Source organism: Streptomyces capitiformicae, from assembly GCF_002214185.1.
Lineage (GTDB): Bacteria > Actinomycetota > Actinomycetes > Streptomycetales > Streptomycetaceae > Streptomyces > Streptomyces capitiformicae.
This window is the reverse complement of the sequence record NZ_CP022161.1, coordinates 5,428,236-5,454,163: the sequence shown is the minus strand read 5'-3', so window position 1 is coordinate 5,454,163 and position 25,928 is coordinate 5,428,236. Positions and strand designations below refer to the sequence as shown.

General features: G+C 67.8%; 24 protein-coding genes. 14 read left to right on the top strand and 10 right to left on the bottom strand.

Annotation, left to right across the window (positions count from 1 at the left end):
• The first annotated feature begins 11 nt into the window (after positions 1 to 11).
• From CES90_RS24340 to CES90_RS24330, 3 genes are all read left to right on the top strand, one after another.
• The gene (locus tag CES90_RS24340; RefSeq protein WP_189784080.1) at positions 12 to 860 is read left to right on the top strand and encodes a DUF5753 domain-containing protein; all 849 of its coding nucleotides are present in this window, start codon (positions 12 to 14) and stop codon (positions 858 to 860) included.
• Between the two features lie 304 nt (positions 861 to 1,164).
• Positions 1,165 to 2,280, top strand: coding sequence for a radical SAM protein (locus CES90_RS24335; protein WP_229913933.1), 1,116 nt, complete (start codon positions 1,165 to 1,167; stop codon positions 2,278 to 2,280).
• Positions 2,281 to 2,289: 9 nt separating this feature from the next.
• Positions 2,290 to 2,835, top strand: a complete 546-nt coding sequence (locus tag CES90_RS24330) for a class IV adenylate cyclase (protein ID WP_189784082.1) — start codon at positions 2,290 to 2,292, stop codon at positions 2,833 to 2,835.
• A gap of 168 nt (positions 2,836 to 3,003) precedes the next feature.
• Here CES90_RS24330 and CES90_RS24325 read toward each other — a convergent pair whose 3' ends face one another.
• Positions 3,004 to 3,861, bottom strand: coding sequence for an esterase/lipase family protein (locus CES90_RS24325; protein ID WP_189784083.1), 858 nt, complete (start codon positions 3,859 to 3,861; stop codon positions 3,004 to 3,006).
• 322 nt (positions 3,862 to 4,183) lie between these two features.
• Here CES90_RS24325 and CES90_RS24320 point away from each other — a divergent pair, with 322 nt between their 5' ends.
• Complete coding sequence (locus tag CES90_RS24320; protein WP_229913934.1) at positions 4,184 to 4,891, top strand: hypothetical protein; 708 nt, start codon at positions 4,184 to 4,186, stop codon at positions 4,889 to 4,891.
• 60 nt (positions 4,892 to 4,951) lie between these two features.
• On the opposite strand, the gene CES90_RS24315 is transcribed toward CES90_RS24320, so the two are convergent.
• The 4 genes from CES90_RS24315 to CES90_RS24300 are packed head-to-tail and all read right to left on the bottom strand — an operon-like array spanning position 4,952 to position 8,500.
• Complete coding sequence (locus tag CES90_RS24315) at positions 4,952 to 5,740, bottom strand: inositol monophosphatase family protein (RefSeq protein ID WP_229913935.1); 789 nt, start codon at positions 5,738 to 5,740, stop codon at positions 4,952 to 4,954.
• A 5-nt stretch (positions 5,741 to 5,745) separates the two neighbouring features.
• Positions 5,746 to 6,381, bottom strand: a complete 636-nt coding sequence (locus CES90_RS24310; protein ID WP_189784084.1) for a 2'-5' RNA ligase family protein — start codon at positions 6,379 to 6,381, stop codon at positions 5,746 to 5,748.
• Positions 6,378 to 7,226: a carbohydrate kinase family protein gene (locus tag CES90_RS24305; protein WP_229913936.1), complete on the bottom strand. Its 849-nt coding sequence runs from the start codon at positions 7,224 to 7,226 to the stop codon at positions 6,378 to 6,380. The genes CES90_RS24310 and CES90_RS24305 overlap by 4 nt, the downstream gene beginning before the upstream one ends.
• 5 nt (positions 7,227 to 7,231) lie before the next feature.
• Entirely contained in the window at positions 7,232 to 8,500 is a 1,269-nt protein-coding gene (locus tag CES90_RS24300; RefSeq protein ID WP_189784086.1) for a DUF4145 domain-containing protein, read from the bottom strand.
• Between the two features lie 428 nt (positions 8,501 to 8,928).
• On the opposite strand from CES90_RS24300, the gene CES90_RS49855 reads away from it, so the two are divergent.
• Positions 8,929 to 9,249 (top strand): hypothetical protein, encoded by a 321-nt coding sequence (locus CES90_RS49855; RefSeq protein WP_229913937.1) that lies wholly within the window; start codon positions 8,929 to 8,931, stop codon positions 9,247 to 9,249.
• Positions 9,246 to 10,526: a hypothetical protein gene (locus CES90_RS24290; protein WP_189784087.1), complete on the top strand. Its 1,281-nt coding sequence runs from the start codon at positions 9,246 to 9,248 to the stop codon at positions 10,524 to 10,526. Before CES90_RS49855 ends, CES90_RS24290 begins: the two co-directional genes overlap by 4 nt.
• 111 nt (positions 10,527 to 10,637) lie before the next feature.
• Here the strand turns inward: CES90_RS24290 and CES90_RS24285 are convergent, their stop codons facing one another.
• The 4 genes from CES90_RS24285 to CES90_RS24270 form a co-directional block, all read right to left on the bottom strand.
• Positions 10,638 to 11,018: a hypothetical protein gene (locus CES90_RS24285; protein ID WP_189784088.1), complete on the bottom strand. Its 381-nt coding sequence runs from the start codon at positions 11,016 to 11,018 to the stop codon at positions 10,638 to 10,640.
• Between the two features lie 66 nt (positions 11,019 to 11,084).
• The gene (locus tag CES90_RS24280) at positions 11,085 to 11,594 is read right to left on the bottom strand and encodes a DUF2690 domain-containing protein (protein WP_189784089.1); all 510 of its coding nucleotides are present in this window, start codon (positions 11,592 to 11,594) and stop codon (positions 11,085 to 11,087) included.
• A 55-nt stretch (positions 11,595 to 11,649) separates the two neighbouring features.
• Positions 11,650 to 12,858, bottom strand: a complete 1,209-nt coding sequence (locus CES90_RS24275; protein WP_232791331.1) for a hypothetical protein — start codon at positions 12,856 to 12,858, stop codon at positions 11,650 to 11,652.
• Positions 12,859 to 12,981: 123 nt separating this feature from the next.
• Positions 12,982 to 13,398 carry a hypothetical protein gene (locus tag CES90_RS24270; RefSeq protein WP_189784090.1) on the bottom strand — a complete coding sequence of 139 codons (417 nt, stop codon included), beginning with the start codon at positions 13,396 to 13,398 and terminating at the stop codon, positions 12,982 to 12,984.
• A 924-nt stretch (positions 13,399 to 14,322) separates the two neighbouring features.
• On the opposite strand from CES90_RS24270, the gene CES90_RS24265 reads away from it, so the two are divergent.
• The 5 genes from CES90_RS24265 to CES90_RS24245 all read left to right on the top strand — a co-directional run bounded on the left by CES90_RS24265 (position 14,323) and on the right by CES90_RS24245 (position 21,972).
• The gene (locus CES90_RS24265) at positions 14,323 to 15,552 is read left to right on the top strand and encodes a sensor histidine kinase (protein ID WP_189783203.1); all 1,230 of its coding nucleotides are present in this window, start codon (positions 14,323 to 14,325) and stop codon (positions 15,550 to 15,552) included.
• 376 nt (positions 15,553 to 15,928) lie between these two features.
• Entirely contained in the window at positions 15,929 to 17,260 is a 1,332-nt protein-coding gene (locus CES90_RS24260; RefSeq protein ID WP_189783204.1) for a sensor histidine kinase, read from the top strand.
• Between the two features lie 703 nt (positions 17,261 to 17,963).
• On the top strand, positions 17,964 to 18,623 hold the full coding sequence (locus CES90_RS24255; protein WP_281291854.1) for a response regulator transcription factor: 660 nt from the start codon (positions 17,964 to 17,966) through the stop codon (positions 18,621 to 18,623).
• Between the two features lie 330 nt (positions 18,624 to 18,953).
• A complete protein-coding gene (locus CES90_RS24250; protein ID WP_189783205.1) occupies positions 18,954 to 20,891 on the top strand; it encodes a 2-oxoacid:acceptor oxidoreductase subunit alpha in 1,938 nt (645 codons plus the stop codon).
• Complete coding sequence (locus tag CES90_RS24245) at positions 20,884 to 21,972, top strand: 2-oxoacid:ferredoxin oxidoreductase subunit beta (protein ID WP_189783206.1); 1,089 nt, start codon at positions 20,884 to 20,886, stop codon at positions 21,970 to 21,972. Before CES90_RS24250 ends, CES90_RS24245 begins: the two co-directional genes overlap by 8 nt.
• A gap of 88 nt (positions 21,973 to 22,060) precedes the next feature.
• Here the strand turns inward: CES90_RS24245 and CES90_RS24240 are convergent, their stop codons facing one another.
• Positions 22,061 to 22,444, bottom strand: coding sequence for a winged helix-turn-helix transcriptional regulator (locus CES90_RS24240; protein WP_229913857.1), 384 nt, complete (start codon positions 22,442 to 22,444; stop codon positions 22,061 to 22,063).
• Positions 22,445 to 22,616: 172 nt separating this feature from the next.
• Between CES90_RS24240 and CES90_RS24235 the strand changes: the two genes are divergently transcribed.
• The 3 genes from CES90_RS24235 (at position 22,617) to CES90_RS24225 (ending at position 25,890) form a co-directional block, all read left to right on the top strand.
• A complete protein-coding gene (locus CES90_RS24235) occupies positions 22,617 to 23,471 on the top strand; it encodes an NAD(P)H-binding protein (protein WP_189783208.1) in 855 nt (284 codons plus the stop codon).
• 193 nt (positions 23,472 to 23,664) lie between these two features.
• Complete coding sequence (gene rarD, locus CES90_RS24230; protein ID WP_189783209.1) at positions 23,665 to 24,699, top strand: EamA family transporter RarD; 1,035 nt, start codon at positions 23,665 to 23,667, stop codon at positions 24,697 to 24,699.
• Positions 24,700 to 24,921: 222 nt separating this feature from the next.
• A complete protein-coding gene (locus CES90_RS24225) occupies positions 24,922 to 25,890 on the top strand; it encodes a M28 family metallopeptidase (protein ID WP_189783210.1) in 969 nt (322 codons plus the stop codon).
• The last annotated feature ends 38 nt before the right edge of the window (positions 25,891 to 25,928 follow it).

Sequence of the window (25,928 nt, the reverse complement as noted above, 5' to 3'; positions counted from 1 at the left end):
GCCCCGCCCTTATGCCCACCTCCCCTTCGTCCAGCGCTCAGGCGGCCCGTGAAGCGCTCGCCGTACGCCTGACGCACCTCCGCAAGGACGCCGGCCTCACCGGGAAGGAACTGTCCGCCCGGTGCGGCTGGCACCCGGCGAAAACCACCCGCATCCAAAAGGCCGAAGTGCAGCCCACAGACGTGGACATCCGCGCCTGGTGCGCTGCCTGTGACGCGGCCGACCAGGCCGACGACCTGATCGCCACAGCCCGCGCCGTCGACTCGATGTACGTGGAGTGGCGCAGGAGCCACCGCAACGGCATGCGCAAGACCCAAGAGGACTTCTACGACCTCTACGCGCAGACCGGCGTCACTCGCGCCTACGTCTCCAACGTCGTGCCCGGCTTCTTCCAGACCCCCGCCTACGCCACGGCCCTCATAGAGGCCATCACCGACTTCCAGGGCACCCCCAACGACGTCTCCGAAGCCGTCGCCGCCCGCGTCGCCCGGAGCCGGTTCCTGTACGAGGGTGGACACCGGTTCATCGTGATCATGGAGGAGAGCGTCCTGCGCTACCGCGTCGGCGACGCCGAGACGATGGCCGGACAACTGAGGCATCTGCTGACCGTGATGCCGCTCCCCTCCGTCTCCCTCGGCGTCATCCCCTTTACAACTCGAAGGACCATGTGGCCACTGGAGGCGTTCTACCTCCATGACGGCACGCGCAGCGTCGTGGAGACCCTCACCGCCGAAGTCAACGTCGTACAGCCGCGCGAACTTGCCGACTACCGCAAGGCGTTCGGGGAGCTGACAAAGATGGCCGTCCACGGCATAGCCGCCCGCGCCTTGATCAACTCAGCTATCAGCGCCCTCGGTTGATGTTCCGCAATTCTCCGCAATTTCGTTGAGGCGATACTCCGGCTCTTCGTACGGTCGTTGGGGTCGCCAGGCCGCCTCAGGTCCCGAGGTGCGCCGGCACCGCGCCGGATCCCCAGTCTGTCGATGGCGCCGCGGAACTGCCCAGGGCCACTCGTTCGGCCTGAGCATGAGGAAGCCAGGAATAGCGTGCCACCGTTCCAGCACGCCACGACAGACGAATGTGCTGCCCGCCCCTGGCGTACTGCCCCGAGCCTTGGCAGGGGGCGCTCCAACAGCCATGTCTCCGACGAAGGAGCTGCACGTCGTGTTCGAGCATCGCACCCTGAACGGCATCAGAGACGTCGTTCCCATCCGGGTCACCGTGGACCGCACCCTGCGGGTGAAGGTCATCGACGCCTGTGGGATGACCTGCGTCTTCTGCCATAACGAGGGCACGCCGGTAGCCGCCGACAACCACGCCCAGTCCGCAGGTGAATTCGGCGCTGTCGGCCGTTCTGGACGTGTCTCCATCTACCTCGCGACCAACGGAGCACGCTTCGCGGCAGCGCCCGTCTTCCCCGATGGGATGTTCCGAACCGCGTTGCGGGAACTGCGTGACGCTCTGGGGTTCGAGGAGGTTCACCTCACAGGGGGCGAACCCACCCTGCATCCCAAACTTCCCGCGATCGTCGCCCTGGCCAGGGAGGAGGGATATAGCGTGGGAGTCACCTCCAACGGCGAGAACGGCGCCAGGATCCTTCCTGAGTGCGCGAAGGCCGGGTTGGACCGCGTCAACTTTTCGATCTTCGGTAGCTCGCCGGAGGAACTGGCACAGGTGCAGAACGTCCGGTACAGGTCCGCCTCCCTGGCGACACGCAAGATCGAAGCCCTGGAACGGTCGATCGAGGTGGCGGCCGAAGAGGGAATCGATGTGCGTGCCAATGTGGTTGTCCCCGGCCACAGTCACATGGAGCGTGTGCACCGTCTCCTCGACCGGTACACCCCACATGTCTCGTTACGGGTTCTGTCCTCGCTGGCAGACGGCGACATGTCTCTGGACGCCATCGACCAACTGCTCTCCGAACTCCGAGCAGAGCCACAGGAGATCCACCTCATCGCCGGAGCGTCAGGGTTCCGGGTCTCGTACCGGCTGCCCAGCGGACGATTGATCAAGGCCAAGCACATTCGGCAGGTGCGCCTGCCAGAGACCTGCGCGAGTTGCCGCTTCAACAACCCGACCGACTGCCACGAGGGCTACTACGGGGTCCGTCTCTACCGCGACCCCAAGGGGACCTTCCACCTGGGTGTCTGCATTCAGCGCATGGACCTGTGTCTGCCCTTGGACCAGTTCCTCGACAGTGCCGTGTGCAGCGAGATAACCAAGATTCGCGAGCAGGAGTTCCACGACCTGACGCGTAGAAGTAGAAGCTGTCACTTGTGAGGGAGAACCGTGGCGCAGAACGAGTACGAGGCGAAGTTCCTGGAGATCGACGTGCAGGCCACTGTCGGCGCGTTGCGTACCGCCGGGGCCGAACAGGTCTTCCCCAAGACCATGTTCACCCGCCTGATCTTCGAGAACGACTCCGTGCAGGGCGAACAGTGGCTGCGGCTGCGGGACGAGGGCGGCAAGACCACGCTCACCTTGAAACAGGTCACCGACGCCACACACATCAACGGGACCACCGAGATCGAGGTCGAGGTCGACGACCTGGCCAAGACCGCGGAGCTGCTCGCGGCGCTCGGTCTGCGGCAGGTCCGCTATCAGCAGAACTATCGCGAAGAGTGGCGGCTGGACGGCGTCACCTACGACTTCGACACCTGGCCGGAGCTGGACACCTTCTTGGAGATCGAGAGCTCTTCCGAGGCGGCAGTGCGGGACGCGGTGGCAGCCCTGGGCCTGGACTACGCCCACGCTCGCTTCGGCAGCATCGATCTGATCTACAAGAGCGAACTGGGGCGTGACATTCTCGCTGAGCCGACCCTTCTCTTCACGTGATGGCAGAGGCCCGCCGCGGCTCGCGGACGAGGCAGTGCGGATCCTCCGGTCGACGGGCCACCGCGCGACCCTGGCCCGCGCCCTCCGCGTCCGCACGGCGCCGCCGGGACGGGGGCCCGGCGGCGCCGGCAGAGGTGGGCCTGGCAGAGGTTCAGCCTGGGTGACGGGTCACCACTTGGAGTGCCAGTAGAGAGCCGTGCGGGTCATGTCGAGCGGGGCGTCGCCGCTGCGCCAACCGGTCGCGGCCTTGGGCAGGTTGCGCCACTTCAGCGTGAGGGTCTTGTTGCGGGTGGTCCGGAGCAGGGAGTGGTCCTTCTTCCCCGGGATGTTCTTGTAGCGGACCCAGTGGCGCACGTCCCCGCCGGTCGCGGTGTCCTCCCCGACCGCCTCGTCGGCGTCGCTGGCGATGGCCGTCCAGTCCGTGCCCTGAGCGGACTGCGGGTTCTTCTTGAGGTTCGCGATATAGGTGGAGCCCTTCTTCATCTGTGCGCATGCCGTGTAGATGCACTGGGACGACCACGTGCCGTTGTGCGGGGTCCCCAGCGTCACGGCGTCCTCGACGTACAGCTTGCTCGGGTAGCCGGGCCGCTTCTTCGCGACGCCCGACAACGCGTCCCGGATGACGAGCCCTCCCATGGAGTGCCCGACGAGGTCGACGGACTTCCCCTTGGAGGTGTACTCCGAGTAGATCTTGTTGGCGAGGGCCTTGCCGAGCTTGTCTATGCCGTCATTGGCACCGGCCGAGGCGATGCGGAGGTCGCAGTTCTTGTCCTTCTTGTAGAACGCGACGCTCCGGACACTGCCCTTCCAGAAGTGCTCCTTGAACTCGCTCTTGAGGTTCTTCCAACCACTCTCGCAGTCGAACGAGGCCTCGCCGATCCAGTCGATGCCGTGCACCAGGAGCACGGCCTCCGTCTTACTGTCGTTCCGCTTCGGCGCCGCCGCCTGCGCCGGCGCCGCCGCACCCATCATGACCGCCGCTACCGTGAGCCCCGTCACCGCCAGCGCCGTCCCCCGCTGCTTCATCCGCATCCTTATTCCCCAAGTTCTCGATGGCTTCGGCCGGTCCTCTGCGCCAGCCCGCCGTCACGCTAGCCAGACGTGCGCTGCTGCGGAACCTGGAACCTTTCAGGTTGCGGACGTGACGTCCTCTCGCCCCCGACCGCCTTCTTCCGTCCAGGTCAAGCCTCAGCTACGGCCGTTCTTAGGGTTTTATGAGGCCTTATCCCTGGTTTGGTACCCTTCGGGCGGGTGGTTCCGAGAGGGCCTTAAGTTCGATCTTCCTTGGTTCGTGATCGATCGATCGTGGGACTGACCGCCACACGAGGCAAACGGCGGTGAGCCGGACATGGCTCCCGAGGTGGCGCAGCGCTGCGAGTTCCTTGCCGGGCTGTATCTCACGCTCGGCTACCGGCAGGCCAAGCGGTTCGTTCTCAGCCGGGACACCGTGTGCCAGTTGTTCTGCCGCGAGTCGGGAGTGCACCTCGAATACGTGGAGCTGATGCTTTCGCAGGACGCCGACGACCTGAGTACGGTCCTCGCCTCCGACGGAGGCGAGCTGTTGCGTACCCGCCTGCCCAAACTCACCCGGTTCGTCGTCCTGGACGACGACGGCGACAGCGACAGCCGTGCTGACGGAGCCGCTTCCGGCCCTCTCCATCAGCTGCTGGGCGAGGACTTCCGAATCGTGCGTTACGACGGGTTCCTCGACACCATCATCGACCTCGACAGCCACCTTGCCCGTCTCACCTCCGGCGACGGACCGGCCGAGCCGCGGGCTGTTGTGACCGCGGTGACACTGGCCACCGACGAGCGCACCGGCGAGTCGCAGGTGGTGTCGTCCGGGGACGCGGCGGCACTCCTGGCGCGCCTCGCACGAAGCAGCGCGAACGTCCTGGTAACCGGTCGTCCCGGAATCGCCCCCGCCTCCGCCCGAGCCCTGTACGGGGCTCCTGGGCGGCCCCGCCGCTGGCATCTGCCCACGGACATCAAGTACGACGGGCTGCATCTGGACCTCAAGATGGTCAAGGACGGAGACATTGACGCCCGGGCCTGACGGCTGACGCAACCGTGTTGCACTCCGCGGAACAACATCCGATGGCGCGGCCCCGGCTCGTCAAGACCCTTCCCACAGGTCGGCGAGCGCACGCGCTGCACCACCCGCCACAAGTACTGGTGAGTCGAAGGAGAACGCTCGCCCCTCTGCCCCAAGGACCGCGTATCCCCGTTCGCGGCAGAGGGCCACCCCTGCCGCGACGTCCCAGGGTTTGGGAGCGATGCATACGCAGGCGTCGAGCCAGCCTTCTGCGACGCCCACCAGATCCAGGGCCATGGAGCCCTGCATCCGGAGCCGGTACGCCTCGTTCTGGAGGCGATTGAGGAACCGTCGGGTGTGTGCGCTGCCCGAGCCGGTGCCCGAGACGCCGACGACCGCGCGCCGCAGCTGGCATGCCACAGCGGCCTCCGCCATCGAGCCGGTGGCAGCCGGGCCGGTCGACCACCGTCGGCCCAGGGACGGGGCGTGCACCAGCCCCAGCAACGGGACACCGTTCTCCGCGTAGGCCAGGGAGACGGCGTACATCGGTGCACCGCGTGTGAAGTTCATCGTGCCGTCGATCGGGTCCAGCAACCAGCAGCGCGACGGCAGCGGGGCGTCGGGCGCGGCCGCCGACTCCTCGCCGACGACGGGGATCTCCGGTGTACGCGCCTCCAGTACCCGCGTCACCCGTGCCTCCACCTCGACGTCGGCGTCCGTCACCTCCTCACCGGAGGCTTTGAAGCGCGTCGCGGACCATTCCGCCCCGGCGGACGACAACCAGCCGACCGCCTCGTCGACGGCCTCCTCGGCGACCGCGAGCAGCTCGTGCAGTGCGGGCCGTCCCTGCCGCCCGTGGGGCTCAGGCACCTCGGTCACCTCGCGACCAGTGGCCTTTCGAACAACGTCTCCGCGTGGGCGCCGTGCTGACCCATGACGTAGACGCTGAGCCGGTCGAAGACCCACTCCTTTGGCAGGACGACCCGCTGTGATGCGGTGCGGACCAAGTCCAGGGCGACATCCTCCGGAGCCCGACCCAACGTCATGTGCGGCGCGTAGGCGTCTCCCGTGTAGCGGTAACCGTATTTCTTGTAACTGGCACGCTCGTCGTCCGTGAAACGGGCGAGATCCTTGGTTCCGTCGAAGGCCGCGCGGTCGAGGTGAGGTGCCAACGTGGCGAGTGCGGCCTTCTGCAAGTCCTGGAGCAGCGGCGGCCGTTCGAGGGCGAGGAACAGCCAGCCGGTGGGCTGGTACACCACTCCTGCGCTGCACAGGGCGACTTCGCCGCACAGGCCGGCGTCCGCTGCCGATGTTCCTATGCGCTCCAGAGCCTCGGCCGCGACGAGTGAGTCGGTGAACGGGCCTTGAAAAACGGTGACATGGGGCAGGTTGCCGTCCGAATGCAGTGGCGGCTCCAGGGCCACGTCACCGCCGACGTCCTTCTGCAGTCGTACGGCCGCACGCAGATGATCCGCACGCGGAAGCAGTGCAACACCAAGCCATCTCGTCACGGGTGAGCTCCTACTTTCGTGATCACATGAAGTGCCGCGTCGAGACCTCGTCGCAAACAGACCGCGGGTGGCTCCCCGTTGAGCCGGCCCGCGATGACTCCGGCGTCGAACGCGTCGCCGCCCCCCGTCCTGTCCACCGGTTCCACCGGAACGGTCGGTTCGTGGAGCAGTTCTCCGTCTGCAGTGGCCCACAGGGCGCCCTCGGCTCCCAAGGTCACTATCACGTCCCCCGAAACCAGCTCGGCGCAGCGCCGTGCGGTGGAGGCTATGTCGGTGCTGTGAGCCAGTGGAAGGCGGGCAGCTTCATCGGCGTTCATGAAGTTGAGTGACCTCTTCGGAGCCAATGCGCTCATGTCTCTGCCGTTCCACTCGACGGAGACGCTGCACCCGACCTGTTGTGCGAGACCGACGACGCGTTTGAGCGCCGGAGTGGGTTCGCCGACTACATGTACGTGATCCGAGCCACGGACGTCCTCTTCCGTGACGGCGCTGAAGGCAAGGTCACGATCCGCGCCCGCGAACGTCAGCATTCTCTTGCTGTTGGTCGACGCGATCACGACTGCCATGCTCGTCCGGGCTCCCGCCTCCACCCGTACCAGCGTGGTGTCGACGCCGCGCGCCCGCAGCACCTCCAGACACATCGCGCCTGCGGTGTCGTCACCGACGGCGGACACCAGCCGGACCGAGCATCCCTGATGCACCAGCCCCACGGCGGTGTTCGCCGCAGCACCCCCCGGCAGCGTGGTGCACGCGTTGCCGCGCAGCTTCTCGTGCTCGGCAGGGAGCCGGTCCGACTGGGCGATGATGTCGAAGTTCGTCCCTCCGACGACCAGTACACGTCTCATGGCGGTCATGACGGCCAACCCCAGCGATAACTCTCGAACAACACATGCCGTACCAGCCGTTCGCGGCTTTCGGGTGGGCTCTCCGGGGGGAACGAGGCGTGCGCAACCAGGTCGCGGACCAGTCGCTCGTAGCTCTCGTCGTCCGAACCGACCTCGTGAAAGGACCGCATCAGTTGCCTATACAGCTCCCCGGGGCGCAGATCCAGCTCTTCCAGCCACGTCCGGTTCGCGATGAGCACATTGGCAGCCGCGGAACGCAACCGCATCTGGGTACGGGCGGGCAGCATCTCGGAGTTGAGCAGCTCGAAGTACGCGTCGTCGTCGTGCGCGTGCATGCGTAGATTCTGCCCGCCCACCGCCAGAACGTCGCGGTTCAAGTGGAACAGTTCCAGGCCGAGATGATGAGGCACGTCGAGGATCCTCACCCCCATGTCGGCCAGGCCGGCCTCATCCGTCGACAACGCCGAGAGCAGGTTGTCGAACATGTCGCTGTGCTTGGGCACCGCGATCTGAGCGCCGGCGGGCCTCTCCAGGAACTCCTCGGCCGTCACTCCGCCCCAGCGTCCGTCGCAGGCTGCGAGGAGATAGAAGTTGCGGCCGCCCATCGAGTAGCCGACCCGTCCCACTGTCACCACCCGGTCGCGGATCTCCTGGTCCGATTCGAGCAGACGGAGCGAGCGCTGCTCGTTGTAGACCGCCGCGTCGAGCAGCCTGGTGGACACGTCCCGTACGAGGTTGTCCGACCAGGGGAGCTGGACCGGCAGCACACGATGATTGCGCTGAGCCAGCGCCTTCTCAAGCCCGCACCCCAACAGCACTGCCTTGACCACAATCAGGGTCGAGTCGGCGAGACGAGTTGTTCCGGTACCGAGTCGGCGATCCGAGAGCCTGTGCCTGGCCGCCTCCTCCGCGAGGGACCTGCTGGTCTGTCCGTACCAGACGGCCAGCTGTGTCAGGGCGTCGAGGCACGGTCGGACATCTTCGGCGGAGATCTCCTCGGCCGAGGAGTCCTGAGCGTGACTGCCGTAGTTGCCGTAGTTCTGGATCGTGCGCACAGCCAGAACGACCTTGGGAGGTACCAGACCCTTGGCCGTCAGCACCGTCAGAAGGGACTCAAGCGTCGGCTTGGAGCCGACGGCCTCGCGAAGTGCAATGTCCAAGAGGATCGACTCCGCTGCTCTCCTCGCTGTGCCGAGGAAGACCTCGGGGTCCGATTCCGCGTACCTCAGAGCTTTTCTGTACAGCCGGAGCGGCTCGCCTTCGTTGTCCGTCACCCCGTGACCCGAATCCTCTTCTCCCTGGTCCGCAGGCGGGAAAGTAGCAGGATGTCGATCACCCGGTACAGACGGTATCCGGTCGATCTTGCCCGGGACGGGAGCTCGCGGCGTACTTGGCGGGTCGGCGCCGCCGCGACCTCTTACGGCGGCCCAGGAAGGAGGGACGAACTCCGGATCGGCGACGGCCCCGGCGCCTGATGGCGCCCGGTGTCGAGGTCGAAGACCACGAGCCGCCCGCGCGTCTCGCGGCCTGGATCGGGAATGGTCCGACGCGTCCGATCAGGCGGAAGACAACTCGATCAAGTCCCAACCCCCGGCCCATGATGCCCTGTTGTCGTACGGACGCCCGCGATAGCCTGCGCATGTCCTTTGCGGCCCCGGGCGGGCGGCACAACCGGCCACAGTCGAGGGACGCGAGAGGGACCGTGGAGCAGCAGCGCGACGTGCAAGGGCATGACGAGGAGTTGGCGGCCGAGTACGACGAGGACGAGCACTGGGTCTACGGGGCGGACTGCATTCCCTGGACGTCCGGCCGGATCACTGAGGCACTGCGCAGCTCCTGCATCATTCGGGACGACGAGGACGAGCGGTACTACAGCTTCGACTACCGGCAGATCGTGACCGAGGGCTTCCGGACCATCCGAGCGGAGGAACACGTGCGGTTTCATGTCAGTTCCGAGAGTCCCGACCGGGCCGAGTTCGTGATCCGTCTCGCCCAGCCCGATCCTGCCGAGTACTACCGGTGACCGCCGGTGTTCCGCTCCTGGACAGTGTCACCGGCGCGCGCCAGGAGCTGACCGTCGTGCTGCCCGTACGGCTCACGCGTGTCCCCGACTGGGCCGAAGGCCCCTTCCCCTTCGAGTTGGGCAGTCGCCGTACCGATGTCGAGACCAGGTCGACGTACTTCGCCCCCGCCTCTGCCCGAGCCTTGTACGGGGCGCCTGGGCGGCCCCGCCGCTGGCATCTGCCCACGGACATCAAGCACGACGGACTGCATCTGCTCGGCTTGGAACTTCTGCATGCCGCGACGGCTCGCAACCCCGAACACGCGCTCGTTGTCCTGCACTTCAGTGTGGAGCGACCGTTGCTGCCCGTACTCCGGGCACTGGCCGGACGGCGGTCGCACACCGCTGACGAGCCACTGAGCGGGCCATTCGACCCGGCCAGGCTTCTCGCGGATGTCGCCGATGTCCGTGTCTCCGGTGCGCCGTTCGCGATCGCCCGGCCGTACACGATCGCGTTCATCGCTCCGACGGCACAGCACACTCCCGCCCTGCGTACGGGCCCGGACGGAGAACTGCCCGCAGCCGCCGACCGATGGCTGTGGCAACTGGCGTCACGTTCCACACCGGAGGACTACCCGCTTCCGCCGGAAATCGTCCACGAACTCCTCAAGGGCGCGGTACGCATTTCGGCCGACTGGAGCGCCCTCGTACTTCGGCAAGGAGCCGCCTTTCTCGGCCACCGGCCCGACACCGGTCAGGGCGACTTCTTCGAGTTCGGCGCCCTCCACTCCCGTACGGTCTATCTGGACGCCCTGCTCCTCGGCGTCCTCCAACGCGATCACATCGACGAACTCACCGACGAACTCTCCGGAGTGTTCGACTCCTCACAACTCGCACGGCGGGTCGCCACCCTGGAGAGGAGCATCGCCGTCTTCCGCAGCACGTATTGGCGGCAGCACCTGACCGCCCACGGCCCGGCGAACGACCTGCTGCTCGCCTTTCAGAACCAGCACCGGCTGCCCGCACGCTTCGACGAAATCCTCGCCGAAGCGGGCGACTACAGCAGGCTCGTACAGACTCAGGAAAGCCAGCAGATCAGCGGCGCCCTGGGCCTCCTCACCATTCTCGGCCTGCCACTCGGCACCTCCCTGGGCATCCTCCAGGTCCTGGACGACCACTCCGTGGCACACCTCCTCATCGCCCTCGGCCTGTCGGTCGCCGCCACGGCGGCAGCCTTGACGACTCGGTACGGGCGCCTGGTCCTGTCGTCGCTCCGGGGCGGGACCGGGAACAGGTAGGTCACGCCAGCCGCGGCTCCTGATCTGGCTCTCGGCCGCGCTCGACTCGCTGAGCCGGCCGTGGCCGGCTGCCGCCCGGTTCGAGGGTCCTTCCGTGCGGCAGCCCTGGTGTCACGTGGGGTAGCAGTCGCGCACCGGGTCAGTCTCGCTGTAGATGGCGGTGTCCTTCATCCAGCCGTACTGGCCGTTGTCGGCGACGGTCCTGAGCCAGCGCGTCGGGTGTGGCCCGCCCACGTAAGCCTGTCCGTCCACCTTGCAGTAGAACCAGCTCGGGTTGGAGTACATGGTGCCGACGACGACGTCGGGGTTGGGATACAGGCGGCTGTTCCCTATCGATCCGTACACCGGGGCACCGGAGACGTTGTTGCACCAGTACCTGATGCCGTCGGCGTGCTGCCAACAGCCGGCGGCGGCGGATGCGGACGGCGACGCTACGGTAGTGCCGATCGCCGCGGCCAGGCCGGCGGTGGCGACAAGCCATCGAAACCTCATCTGAACGTTCCTTTCCCTGCCAGAACGTGTGTGTTCGTGGTTCGTGGTTCGTGGTTCTGCCGAGGCTCAGCCGCAGATCTGGCGGCCCCACTCGCCGTACGGGTAGGCCGTGTTGCTGCCTGTGTCGGCGTTGCCGGTTCCGCAGGAGCGGGTGTTGGGGGTGTAGACCATCAGGCTCCACTGATAGGGCTCACCTGCGGCCACGTTGCCGCGGCCCACGGTCAGGGCCGGGCCGTCCGCGCCGGCGGGGCGGGTGATCTCCGCGTTGTTGCGGCAGGCGTGACCGCTGCAACTGGTTTGGTTGGAGTGGACGCGGATCCACTGGGTCATGCAGGTGTTGCTGTAGCGCATCTCGATGGTGCCGACCTGGCTGGTCGTGTTGGGCAGATAGAGAGGCGCGGAGGCGAGGGTCTTGGCGTTCGAGGAGCAGCCTGTGGCGGCCGGGTCCGCGCCGTCGTAGGGGCTGGCGGCATGGGCGGTGGAGGCGCCCTGCAAGGTGAGAACTGTCGCGCAGGCGGCTGCGGCGAACGCCATCGCCAGCGTCTTGCGGCGGCCGCCGCTGTTCAGCTCAAGCATCTGTGGATCCCACTCTGATCGTTGTGTTTTTGCTCATGTGCTTACGGCCCTGGAATTACCGAGGACTTGAGCACAGGGGGACATCCGGCAATTGGTTGGCCGGATGGCTGATGTAGATGTTGGAGATGTAGCCGCCGTACTGGGGCAGATACGCCCACCAGTCGTTGGTGTACGGGGGTACGGAGACGGACTGGCCTTTCTTCTGGCAGCCCACCAGTACCTCCACCCCGGCAGGCAGTCGGGTCAGCACGTTGTTCGCGATGCGCGGTTCGCTGCGGACATTGACCTGCGAACTCCATGTGCCATACCACTTTCCGGACGGCGCTACGCCACCAGGAACATTCAGTGAACGGGTCAGCCGACCGATGTCGGTGAAAGCCTTCCCGTAGGAAGTACCGACCGGGTGCAGTGTGTAGACGGCCACGATAGAGCGGTCACCGGCGCCGACGGTGCCAGTGGAATGCAGGGCCGGGCGGGTCAGATTCACGTCCGCGGCGGCGGAACCGGCGCCGGCCGCCGTCCTGGCCGAGACCGCGCTCGTAGGGCCGCAGGTGCCCTCCGGGTACGAGTCGCCCGACCAGCCCTGCTTCACGGCCCAGGGACGGTTGAAGGCGCCGGCGATACCGAAGTGCTGGTCGAATTTGTCCGACGCGCAGCGGGTCGACTGACGAAGGTTGTCCATGATGAAGTTGCGTACGGGCGCGGGGGCTTTTTCCAGGATGTAGCGGTAGATCGTCACCGTGTCGCGGGCCGAGATGGCGGTGTAGCCCCAGAAATTCGGGTCGGCAGGGGGCTCCGTGTCGCTCAGCCCGAGGTCGCCGTCCATACGGGTGACGATCGATGAATAGCCGTGGTTCGCCCAGTAGTAATTGGCAGCGTCGTCATCGCTGCTGCGGAGCATGGGTTCCAGCCAGGCGCGGTCGGCGGCCGGAACGATGTAGTCGGGTCCTCGGTTCCGGAAATAGTCCAGGGCCATCAGCAGTTTGACGATCGAGGCCGATCGGAATTGCGTGCTCGCGTTCAACTGCTCGGTGAAAGTGCCGGTCTGCCGATCGAAAACGGCGACCCCGGCGGTGACGCCGTCGGGCACGACGGCGCTGGTTGTTCCGACGGCCGAGGTGTCGTCGGGTCGTGCCGGTGCGGCCGCTGCCGTAGGGGAGAACGCGGCGCCGACGAAGGTCAGGGAGAGAAACGCCGTGACCGTGGCGAGAAGGCTCCTGTGTCTGTGGCCCGCGGTGGCCTTGGTGGGGGCAGTGCAACGCATATCGTCATCGACCTTCACGTGAGGAGAGGGCAAGGCGTGGCCAGGCGCGTGGGGTGACGTCGGTGACCGTGGTGCGGGTCGCCCGCTCGTCGGAGATGCGCGACCGGTGTGTCCTGGCGTGCGTCAGGAGGGGCACTGGCGGATCTGCTGCTTCCAGACGTCGGGGCTTCCCGTGTTCAGGTACCAGTCGTTGACATAGCCCCAGCGGCTGTTGGGGAGCTCGATGGACATCCAGTAGCGGTAGTTGGCGTTGTCGTAGGCCCCGTCGCCGAGCGTCCAGCAGGACAGGCCGACCTCGTTGCCGTTGTTCAACCTGCTGTAGGCGGCCTCGATGGAGTCGTAGCCGTAGCCGGGGCCCCGGCGTACCAACAGGTACGAGCCCGGGTCGATGCCGGTGACCGTGGTGCAGGGAATCCAGCTGCCGGACCTTTCGCACCGGTGGATCGCGGCGTTCGCGGGTGCCGCCGTTCCCAGGAGCGCCGCCACGGCGGCGGCCGCCGTGGTCGCGGTGGCCAGCATCTTTCTGCGTCCCATGCTCATGCCAGGTATGCCCTTCGCTTCGGTAAGGTCCGGTCCGGTCCGGTCTGGTCCTGCACCGAAGCGTGCCGACCCGCGAGGCAGATCCGCGCCTCCTTTCGGTCAGGGCCGAAAGCCGGTGGTACGGGGGCCTGCGGCCACAACGGCCACTGCACGGATCACGCGCATTTTCCTCACCACTGGCCTCCTGACAAAACGGATGTCTCTGTACGATCCTGGGGGTACCGCTCCGCCGACCGGGCTGACCACCGGACGGGCGGTGCGTTCGCAGTTGTTGATCGAGGGGGAAGACGGGATGAAGACGCGCCTGCTTTCTGGCGTGAACCGTGTGCCGGACAGGAGCGAAGGCCTCCGGGTGGCCGGAATCGGAGCCGACCGCCCGCCGGAGTAAGGCCGCGTCCAGGCGGACCGCTGCCGGACCACACACCGACCGGAGCGTCAGCTCCGGGGAGTCCGCACAGGCGGTCCCTCGCCACGCCCGCCATGCGAGCGGCGACGCCGCTGTCCACGCGATCCGTTCCACACGGCGACGGGCGGCCCGCGTCATCAGGACACACCTGCCGACGGACGGCCCGCGTCATCAGGACACACCTGCCGACGGACGGCCCGCGTCATCAAAGACATGCGATCGACAGGGGGAGAAAGTCATACCAACTCCGAAGGCCGGGCGCCCCATTGCGGGGCCACCAAAAAGGTAATGGGGGGGGGCGGTGGGCCGGCCTCCCGCCGCCGCCTGTGCGTGGAGGGGCGGGGCGGTCGCTGCGGTGGGTGGTGAGGCGGTCTCTGTGTCGGGTGGGGGGTTTCGCTGCGGCGAGTGGGGGCGGTCGCTGCGGTGGGTGGGTTTGGCTCAAGGGTGGGGTTTTCCCCAGGGGATCGGGGCGGTCCGCCTCATGGCGCGGGTGGAGGGCCGCCGGGCAGGGTTGGGGTATGACCGCTCCGTTCTCCTCCTCGACCGGGCCCGGACGGCCGTACGGTCGGCCGTTTCCCTCCAGTCACACGCCCTCCGATCCGTTGCCGCCGCCGCGCTTCGCGTTCGAGGGGCGGACGTGGAAGGAGATCGCGCATCTGCTGGTGAACCTGCCGTTGGCGCTGCTGGGGTTCACGTATGTGATGACGACGCTGTTCACCAGTGCGTTTCTTACGTTGACCGTGATCGGGTTCCCCTTGCTCGCCGCCGCGCTGATGGGTGCGCGGCAGTTGGGGCGGCTGGAGCGGATACGGGCTCGGGAGCTGCTCGGTGTGCGGGTGGACGAGCCGAGTCCGTTGCCGTTGCGGGGTGGTGGGCAGGGGTTCTTCGCGCAGGTGTGGATGAGCGTGAAGGATCCGGTCGGGTGGCGGTCGATGCTGTACGAGTTGATCCGGCTGCCGTGGGGGATTGCCACGTTCACGATCACTCTTGTGGGGTTGTTCGTGGCGTGGCCCGTGCTGCCGTTTGTCGTGCGGGGGCTGACGCATGTCGATCGGGTGATGGTGCGGGCGCTGTTGTCGCCGTCCGATGAGCTTGAGCGGCGGATCGCTGAGCTGGAGTCGGATCGGGGGGTTGTGGTCGATACCGCGGCCGCTGATCTGCGGCGGATCGAGCGGGACCTGCATGACGGGGCGCAAGCTCGGCTGGTGAATCTTGCGATGGGGTTGGGGCTGGCCAAGGAGAAGTTGTTGGAGGACCCCGATGCGGCTGCCTCGATGGTGGAGGAGGCGCATGGGGAGGTGAAACTGGCGCTGCAGGAGTTGCGGGATCTGGCTCGGGGGATCCATCCGGCGGTGCTCACCGATCGAGGGCTGGATGCGGCGCTGTCCGCGGTGGCGTCGCGGTGTACGGCGCCGGTGAAGGTGAGCGTTGAGTTGGTGGAGCGGCCTGCTGCTGCCATTGAGGGGATCGCTTACTTCACCGTGTCCGAGCTGTTGCAGAACGTGAGCAAGCACAGTGGGGCGCGGTCTGCGGCGGTGGATGTCTGGCGGTCGGGCGACCGGCTGTTGATTCAGGTCTGGGACGACGGGCGGGGAGGGGCCGGGGTCGACGGGGGGACGGGGATCGCTGGGCTGGCGGAGCGGTTGGACGCGGTTGATGGGCTGTTTGTGATCGACTCGCCTGCTGGGGGGCCTACGACGATTACGGCGGAGTTGCCTTGGCGTGGGCGGGGTACCTCCGGCGGCTAGGTCGAGCTGCCTGCGGTTCGTCGGAGGGCGGAGCCCGTGCCGACACCTCTGCCCCTCGCTTGGTGCCCAGGGGCCACCGGCGGTTGGGCCCGGGGCGCGTGCGGTTCGTCGGAGGGCGGAGCCCGTGCCGACACCTCTGCCCCTCGCTTGGTGCCCGGGGGACCGGGGGCATGGGTTGGGTTCTCTGGGCCGCTCTACGCGGCGGGCATGACGTACCGGCACGGCCCCTTCCGTCGTCTTGCGGCTGAGTCGCCGTTGGGGTGGGGAAAACCCCCGTATTCAGACGCCGACTTGCTCCATGGTCCCGAGGGGCGGGGGCTTGCAGGGTGGGAGTACGACATCCGGAGTGCGGGACGAGTAGAAACGGACGGCGTCGATGGCCACCGAGTATGGACATGGGTACGAGAGCTGGGGCGGGGAACGGCGGCGGCATCGGGTGCCGGCGGGGGTGCGGGCGCCAGTCGAGGGGCGGAGTTGGCGGGAGCTCGGGTATGTGGTGCTGGGGCTGCCGATCGGGGTCGTGATGTTCACGTACGCCGTGACGATGCTGTCGATCGGTGCCGGGCTGTTGATCACGTTTCTCGGCGTGCCGGTGCTGGCGGCGGGGCTGGCCGGGGCTCGGGGGCTCGGGGCTGTGGAGCGGGCTCGGGCGCGGGTGCTGCTGGGCGTGGAGGTGGACGCGCCGGAGCCGTTGCGGCCCAAGGGGCGCGGTGTGATGGCGTGGATGGGGGCCGTGCTGCGGAGTGGGGCGTCCTGGCGGCAGCTGTTGTACGCGGTGGTGCAGTTTCCGTGGGCGGTGTTCTCATTCGGGGTGGCAGTGACCTTCTGGGTGTACGGGTGGGCGCTGCTGACGTATCCGCTGTGGTTCTGGGTGTTTCCCGTGTGGGTGGGACAGGACGGGCTGCAGTTGTACGGAGATGAGACGCACGCCGTGTATCTCAACAACCCGTTCGAGGTGACCGTGACCGCGCTGGTGGGGCTGCTGTTCACGATGGCCACGCCGTGGATCGTGCGGGGGTTGACGATGGTCGATCGGGGGATGGTCGTCGCGTTGCTGGGGCCTTCGCGGCTTGGGGCGCGGGTGGTGGAGCTGGAGTCGGATCGGGGGGTTGTTGTTGATGCCGCTGCCGCTGATCTGCGGCGGATCGAGCGGGATCTGCATGACGGGGCGCAGGCTCGGCTGGTGGCGTTGGCCATGGATTTGGGGTTGGCGAAGGAGAAGCTGGCGGAGGATCCGCAGGCTGCGGCGCGGATGGTCGGGGACGCGCATGGTGAGGTGAAGACCGCCTTGCAGGAGCTGCGGGATCTGGCTCGGGGGATCCATCCGGCGGTGCTGACCGATCGAGGGCTGGACGCGGCGCTGTCCGCCGTGGCTTCGCGGTGTGCGGTGCCGGTGGTGGTGGATGTGGAGTTGCCGGCTCGGCCCGTGCCTGCGATCGAGGGGATCGCTTACTTCACGGTGTCGGAGTTGTTGCAGAACGTGAGTAAGCATGCGGGAGCTTCGCGGGCGACCGTGGATGTGTGGAGGGTGGATGACCGGCTGATGCTGCAGGTCATCGATGACGGGGTGGGTGGCGCCGATGTCGGGGCTGGGTCCGGGTTGGCGGGGTTGGCGGAGCGGCTGGGGGCGGTTGACGGGATTCTTGTCGTCGACTCGCCTGCCGGGGGGCCTACTCGGGTGACTGCGGAGTTGCCCTGGCGGGCGTGAGGGCTCCGCTGCGGGCGGGATGAGGGCCGGCCGGGTCGGTTGAGGGCCGGGATGAGGGGTGCGCCGGCGGGTGGATCGCGGATGGGGCCGGTTGTTGCGGCGGGCGCGTCCAGGGTTCAGGCTCTGGGCGCGCCTCGGGTTGTCCGGCCGTCGTTCGGGTGCGGGCAGGGTTTGGCGCCCCCGCCGCCCCTACCCGTCCCATCCACGTCCCATCCACGTCCCATCCCCAGGGGCTGCCGCCCCTTCGACCCCCAACGACACGGGGCTCCGCCCCGGACTCCGCCAGGGGCGCTGCGCCCCCGGACGCCCGCAAAGTCTGCATGCTCTGCGGCCTCTGCAAAGTTTGCCCGCGCTGCGGCCCTCCGGAACCCCGCAGAGCTCGTATGCGCTGCGGCCCTCCGGAACCCCGCAGAGCTCGTATGCGCTGCGGCCCCGGACGCGCGCACCTTGGCCCCGCCCCTTGGGTTCCCCCCGATCCTCGACCTCCCTCACCCCCACCCCGGCCGCCCCTCGCCGCGCAACCAGCCCACACCGGCGACAACCAGCCACTCCCCCGCTCTTCGTAGCTCATTCCCCCCGGAATCGCGTTGGCGGACCGCCCCGGCGTTCGGTTGCTGGAATGCTGGGGCTGTTGTGCGGGTCGGGCCAGGGTGGTCGGCGGCTTGGGTGTGGTGCTGTGGGGGGACGGGACGTGGAGGACAGGGTGCGGGTGGTCATCGCCGAGGATTCGGTGCTGCTGCGAGAAGGGTTGACGCGACTGTTGACCGACCGGGGGCACGAGGTCGTCGCGGGGGTGGGCGACGGGGTCGCGCTGATCAAGACGATCACGGAGTTCGCCGCGCAGGGGGATCTGCCGGATGTCGTCGTGGCCGATGTGCGGATGCCGCCGACGCACACGGATGAAGGCGTGCGGGCCGCCGTGCAGCTGCGTAAGCAGCATCCGGAGCTAGGGGTGCTCGTGCTGTCGCAGTATGTGGAGGAGCGGTACGCCACCGAGCTGCTCGCCGGGTCGAGTCACGGCGTCGGGTATTTGTTGAAGGACCGGGTCGCCGAGGTGCGTGAGTTCGTGGACGCGGTGGTGCGGGTGGCCCGCGGGGGTACCGCGCTGGACCCCGAGGTGGTCGCGCAGCTCCTCGGACGGAGCCGGAAGCAGGACGTGCTCGCGGGGCTCACCCCTCGGGAGCGCGAGGTGCTGGGGCTGATGGCGGAGGGGCGGACCAACTCGGCGATCGCGCGGCAGCTGGTCGTGAGCGACGGGGCCGTGGAAAAGCACGTCAGCAATATCTTTCTGAAGCTCGGGCTGTCCCCGAGCGACGGCGACCACCGGCGTGTTCTGGCAGTCCTCACCTATCTCAACTCATGATCCTCTGACAGAGTGTCAGATAGCGGGCTCACACCCAGTGGGGTTGGCAGGGCCGGCGCTTCCCTTACCGAAACACCAGGCATTCACCCAGTCTCTCCACCGACAATCACGCATTCGTCCAGCCCCAGAACCGACAATCAGCGGGGAGCGTCTTCAGGAGCAGTCCCAGGGGGCGTAAAGCATGACAAGTCAGGGCGTCCGGCAGTCTCAAAACATGGTCCATCAGGCGAAAGGGCCAGGGAAGGCCGGCCTCGCCGACGTAGGGTTGGTCTTGGGAAGGCCGGCGGGACGGCCGTTCCCGGACAGCCGCCTCAAGGGAGGTCCAGTTCAGTGACCAGCCAGGTCAGCAGCCCAGCGGAGCAGGCCGACGAAGCCGTTCTGGGAGAACTGAGGGAACAGCGCAAACCGGCGGGTACGAAGGATGTCCGTCGACTCGATCGGGTGATCATTCGGTTCGCGGGCGACTCCGGTGACGGTATGCAGCTCACCGGTGACCGTTTCACCTCCGAAACGGCGTCCTTCGGGAACGATCTGTCGACCCTGCCGAACTTCCCCGCCGAGATCCGCGCCCCCGCCGGCACGCTCCCGGGTGTGTCCAGCTTCCAGCTGCACTTCGCCGACCACGACATCCTCACTCCGGGTGACGCGCCGAACGTGCTGGTCGCCATGAACCCGGCCGCGCTGAAGGCCAACATCGGCGACGTTCCGCGCGGCGCGGAGATCATCGTCAACACGGACGAGTTCACCAAACGGGCGATGCAGAAGGTCGGGTACGCGACCAGCCCGCTGGATGACGGGTCGCTGGACGGGTTCAGCGTTCATCCGGTGCCGCTGACCACTCTCACGGTCGAGGCCCTGAAAGAATTCGACCTCACCCGTAAGGAGGCCGAGCGCAGCAAGAACATGTTCGCGCTCGGCCTCTTGTCCTGGATGTACCACCGGCCGACCGAGGGCACCGAGAAGTTCCTGAAGGGCAAGTTCGCCAAGAAGCCGGATATCGCCGCGGCCAATATCGCGGCCTTCCGTGCCGGGTGGAATTTCGGGGAGACGACCGAGGATTTCGCCGTCAGTTATGAGGTCGCGCCGGCCTCTACCGCCTTTCCCGTCGGTACGTACCGGAACATCTCCGGGAATCTGGCGCTTTCCTACGGGCTGATCGCCGCCTCCCGGCAGGCGGATCTGCCGCTCTACCTGGGGTCCTATCCGATCACCCCGGCCTCGGACATCCTGCACGAGCTGAGCAAGCACAAGAACTTCGGTGTGCGGACCTTCCAGGCCGAGGACGAGATCGCCGGCATCGGGGCCGCGCTGGGGGCCGCCTTCGGGGGTTCCCTGGCGGTGACGACCACGAGTGGCCCGGGTGTGGCGCTCAAGTCCGAGACCATCGGGCTCGCGGTCTCGCTCGAGCTTCCGCTGCTCGTGATCGACATTCAGCGTGGTGGACCGTCCACGGGGCTGCCCACCAAGACCGAGCAGGCGGATCTGCTCCAGGCCATGTTCGGGCGGAACGGGGAGGCACCGGTTCCGGTGGTGGCGCCCCGTACGCCGGCCGACTGTTTCGATGCGGCCCTGGAAGCGGCGCGGATCGCCCTCACCTACCGGACGCCCGTCTTCCTGCTCTCCGACGGTTATCTGGCCAACGGGTCCGAGCCCTGGCGGATCCCCGAGGTCGATGAACTGCCGGATCTGACCGTGCAGTTCGCCCAGGGGCCGAACCATACGCTCGACGACGGCAGCGAGGTCTTCTGGCCGTACAAGCGCGACCCGCAGACCCTCGCCCGGCCCTGGGCGATCCCGGGCACGCCGGGTCTTGAGCACCGGATCGGCGGCATCGAGAAGCAGGACGGCACGGGCAACATCTCGTACGACCCGGCCAACCACGACTTCATGGTGCGGACGCGGCAGGCGAAGATCGACGGGATCGATGTACCCGATGTGGAGGTCGACGACCCGGACGGGGCGCGGACGCTGGTTCTGGGGTGGGGGTCGACGTACGGGCCCATCACCGCTGCCGTACGGCGGCTGCGTACGGCCGGGGAGTCCATCGCGCAGGCCCATCTGCGGCATCTCAACCCCTTCCCGCGGAATCTCGGCACCGTGTTGAAGCGTTACGAGAAGGTGGTGATCCCGGAGATGAACCTCGGGCAGCTCGCCACGCTCGTCCGGGCGAAGTACCTGGTCGACGCGCACTCCTACAACCAGGTGAACGGCATGCCGTTCAAGGCGGAGCAGCTCGCCACAGCGCTCAAGGAGGCCATCGATGGCTGAGACGTCCATGGAAGGCACGGATACGGGCGGCGCGATCGAGGCGCTTTCCCTGGTGCCCAAGGCCGAAGCCAGGCAGTCCATGAAGGACTTCAAGTCCGATCAGGAAGTGCGCTGGTGCCCCGGCTGCGGTGACTACGCGATCCTGGCGGCCGTCCAGGGCTTCATGCCCGAACTCGGCCTGGCCAAGGAGAACATCGTCTTCGTCTCGGGCATCGGCTGCTCGTCCCGCTTCCCGTACTACATGGACACGTACGGGATGCATTCGATCCATGGGCGGGCGCCGGCCATCGCCACGGGGCTCGCGACGTCGCGGCGGGATCTGTCGGTCTGGGTCGTCACCGGTGACGGGGACGCGCTCTCCATCGGCGGCAACCACCTGATCCACGCGCTGCGGCGCAACGTCAACCTGAAGATCCTCCTCTTCAACAACCGGATCTACGGGCTCACCAAGGGCCAGTACAGCCCGACGTCGGAGGTCGGGAAGATCACCAAGTCGACGCCGATGGGGTCGCTGGACGCGCCCTTCAACCCGGTGTCGCTGGCCATCGGGGCGGAGGCGTCCTTCGTCGCCCGGACCGTCGACTCCGACCGGAAGCATCTGACCGAGGTGCTCCGGCAGGCCGCCGCACACCCGGGCACGGCGCTCATCGAGATCTACCAGAACTGCAACATCTTCAACGACGGCGCCTTCGAGGTCCTCAAGGACCGGCAGCAGGCCGAGGAGGCCGTGATCCGGCTGGAGCACGGCAAGCCGATCCGGTTCGGGGCCGACGGGGCGCGGGGGGTCGTACGGGACGAGCTGACCGGTGATCTGAAGGTCGTCACCGTGACGGCGGAGAACGAGGCGCGGGTGCTCGTGCACGACGCGCACTCCCCGTCCCCGACCACCGCCTTCGCGCTCTCCCGGCTGGCCGACCCGGACACGCTGCACCACACGCCGATCGGGGTCTTCCGGTCCGTCGAACGGCTCGTCTACGACACCCAGATGGCCGACCAGCTCGACACGGCCATCGAGCAGTTCGGCAAGGGTGACCTGTCGGCGTTGCTGGCGGGTGGGGACACCTGGACGGTTGTCGGCTGAGCTGTCTGCGTGTGCCCTGCGTGCACTGAGGCCCGGGTCGCGGTCAGGCCCGGGCCGCGTCGTACGACTGGCGCCGCCCGGGCCGCGGTCAGGCCCGGGCCGCGTCGTACGACTGACGCCGCTGCTCGTCCGCCTGACGGCGTCGCTGCTCGTCGTACGCCTCGCGCGCCTGCTGTACGTCGTCCATGCGGACCTGGGTCCAGGCCGCCAGCGTGCGCACCTGCTCGGCTGCCTCGCGGCCGAGGGCGGTGAGGGAGTAGTCGACGCGGGGCGGGATGACGGGCTTGGCGTCGCGGTGGACGAGGCCGTCGCGCTCCAGGGTCTGCAGGGTCTGGGTGAGCATCTTCTCGCTGACGCCCCCGATGGTCCGGCGCAGCTCGCTGAAGCGGTACGAGCGCTCCAGCAGCTCGATCAGTACGAGGACGCCCCAGCGGCTGGTGACGTGCTCCAGGACCAGGCGGTAGGGGCACATGCCCTCGACGGGGTCCGTCTCGTACTTGCTCACGGGCTGGGGCCTGGTCGCGGGCTGAGTCGACTGCTTGCTTACGGCCATGCCAGTACCTTACTTCAAAGTGGGTACTTTCGAAGAGTTAGCGCCTTCCCTAGGGTTAGTGACGCACCCGCCCCCTGGAGGAGTTTTCAGCATGAGCATCGTCGTCACCGGAGCCACCGGACACCTCGGCAAGTTCGTCGTCGAGGGGCTGCTGGAGAAGGTCCCGGCCGAGCAGATCGTCGCCGTCGTCCGCAGCGAGGAGAAGGCCGCCGGCTTCGCGGCGCGCGGCGTGAAGATCGCCGTCGCCGACTACAACAGCCCCGAGACCTTCGACGGCGTCGTCTCCGCCGGTGACAAGGTGCTGCTCATCTCCGGCAGCGAGGTCGGCAACGACCGCGTCGGCCAGCACAAGGTCGTCATCAACGCCGCCAAGGCCGCCGGTGCCGCGCTCCTCGCGTACACCAGCGCGCCTGGCACCCTGACCGCCGCGCTGGCGGACGACCACCGCGGCACCGAGGAGTCGCTGCTCGCCTCCGGTCTGCCGTACGTGCTGCTGCGCAACGGCTGGTACAACGAGAACTACACCGAGAACCTCGCGCCGGTGCTGCAGTACAACGCCGTCACCCACGCCGCCGGTGAGGGCCGGGTCTCCTCCGCGAGCCGCGCGGACTACGCGGCCGCCGCGGTCGCCGTACTGACCGGTGAGGGCCACGAGAACAAGACGTACGAGCTCGGTGGCGACGTCGCCTGGAGCTTCGCCGAGTACGCGGCCGAGATCGGCAAGCAGACCGGCAAGGAGATCGCGAACAACGCCGTCACCGTCGAGGCCTTCGCCGGCATCCTGACCGGCGCCGGGCTGCCCGAGGGGCTCGCCCAGATCCTGGCGGGCGTGGACGCGTCCGTCGAGAAGGGCGAGCTGGTCGTCTCCAGCGGCGACCTGAACCGCCTGATCGGCCGCCCGACCACGCCGATCGCGGACTCGATCGCGGCGGCACTGAAGGCCTGAGGCCACTTCTCGACACCTGAGCCGCCGGGGCCCCGTGCCCCGGTGACAGACCCCGAACTCCCCCTCGGGGTGCCGACCCCCGGCTGTCATGACCGTATCGCGATACGGGTATGACAGCCGGGGGCTTTCGGCGTTACCTTCGTGGGGTTTGGGGTCGCGAGGCGCGGCGCCGGGGGCGAAGGAGGAGGGGGCCGTGGCGGCGGAGTCGAGGAGCGAACACCGGATAGGCCTGCTGAACGGCTTCGCGGCGTACGGGATGTGGGGACTCGTCCCGCTCTTCTGGCCGCTGCTCCAGCCCGCCGGGTCGGTGGAGATCCTCGCCCATCGGATGGTGTGGTCCCTCGGCTTCGTCGGCGTCGCGCTGCTGATTCTCAGGCGTTGGTCCTGGGCCGGCGAGCTGCTGCGGCAGCCGCGCAGACTCGGTCTGGTCGCGGTCGCGGCGGCGGTGATCACCGTCAACTGGGGCGTGTACATCTGGGCCGTGAACAACGAGCAGGTCGTCGAGGCCTCGCTCGGGTACTTCATCAACCCGCTCGTCACGATCGCCATCGGCGTCCTGCTCCTGAAGGAGCGGCTGCGCCCCGTGCAGTGGACGGCGGTCGGCGTCGGCTTCGCGGCCGTCCTCGTCCTCACCGTCGGGTACGGGCGGCCGCCGTGGATCTCCCTCTGCCTCGCCTTCTCCTTCGCCACCTATGGGCTGGTCAAGAAGAAGGTGGACCTGGGGGGTGTCGAGTCGCTCGCCGCGGAGACCGCGGTCCAGTTCCTGCCCGCGCTGGGGTATCTGCTGTGGCTGGGGTCGCGGGGTGCCTCCACCTTCGGCGGGGAGGGCGTCGGGCACGCGCTGCTCCTCGCCTCGACCGGCCTGGTGACCGCGATTCCGCTGGTCTGTTTCGGGGCTGCCGCGATTCGGGTGCCGCTGTCGACGCTGGGGTTGTTGCAGTATCTGGCGCCGGTGTTCCAGTTCCTGCTGGGAGTTCTGTACTTCGGTGAGGCCATGCCGCCGGAGCGGTGGGCGGGCTTCACGCTGGTGTGGCTGGCGCTGTCACTGCTGACGTGGGACGCGCTGCGGACGGCACGGGGGGCTCGGAGACAGTTGGAGGAGTTGGAGGAGTTGGGGGAGTTGGGGGCCACGGGAGCGACAACGGCGACGGGAGCGGGGACGGAGACGGAGGCGGGGTCTGCGGTTGCGCCGGTTGCGCCGGTTGCGCCAGCCGACGCGAAGTCCTGATGGCTCCTGACCGTTTTGGCGGTTCTGGCTGTTCCTGACCGAGCGTCCGGGACACCTCGCGATCACCGAATCCTCCGGTATGCGTACTCCCCTGTCCAAATACCGCTCTTGACGGACAGTCAACCCCACCCGCACCATCCAGGCACCTCATTCACCGGATTTTGCCATGGACACGCCAACAGTGTGTCCATGGTGGGTCCCTTGGAATTCGGAGCCCCCCACATGAAGCTCTCTGTTCCAGTCACCGTTCCAGTCACGGGGCGTGCCGCGGTCGCCGTAGCCGTCGCGGTGGCCACGCTGTTCACCACCGGGTCCATAGCCGGGGCGGCTCCCGCCGCCGAGCCGGTGGCCGCCGCCGCACCCGACCTTCCCGTGGCCGGCGTCAAGGCCCACCTGACCCAGTTCCAGTCCATCGCCGCCGCGAACGGCGGCAACAGGGCGCACGGGCGCGCCGGTTACACGGCCTCCCTCAACTATGTGAAGGGCAAGCTCGACGCGGCCGGCTTCACGACCACCGTGCAGTCCTTCACCTCCGGCGGCCGTACCGGGTACAACCTGATCGCCGACTGGCCCGGCGGCGACACGGACCAGGTCCTGATGGCCGGCTCGCACCTCGACAGCGTCTCCTCGGGCCCCGGCATCAACGACAACGGCACCGGTTCGGCCGCCGTACTGGAGGCCGCGCTGGCCGTGTCCCGCGCGGGCTACCAGCCCACGAAGCACCTGCGATTCGCCTGGTGGGGCGCGGAGGAGCTGGGCCTGGTGGGTTCGCGGTACTACGTCAACAACCTGTCGGCGGCGGGCCGCGCCCGTATCAGCGGCTACCTCAACTTCGACATGATCGGCTCGCCGAACCCCGGTTACTTCGTTTACGACGACGACCCGACCATCGAGCAGACCTTCAAGGACTACTTCGCGGGCATCGGCGTCGCCACCGAGATCGAGACCGAGGGTGACGGCCGCTCCGACCACGCGCCGTTCAAGAGCGCCGGCGTCCCCGTCGGCGGTCTCTTCACCGGCGCGAGCCGCACGAAGACCGCCGCGCAGGCCGCCAAGTGGGGCGGTACGTCCGGCCAGGCGTTCGACCGCTGCTACCACTCCTCCTGCGACACGACGTCCAACATCAACGACACGGCGCTGGACCGCAACGGGGACGCGCTGGCGTACGCGGTGTGGGAGTTGTCGGAGTAGGGCGTCGGCTGGAGAGCGGTTTCGACGTCCGTACGTCT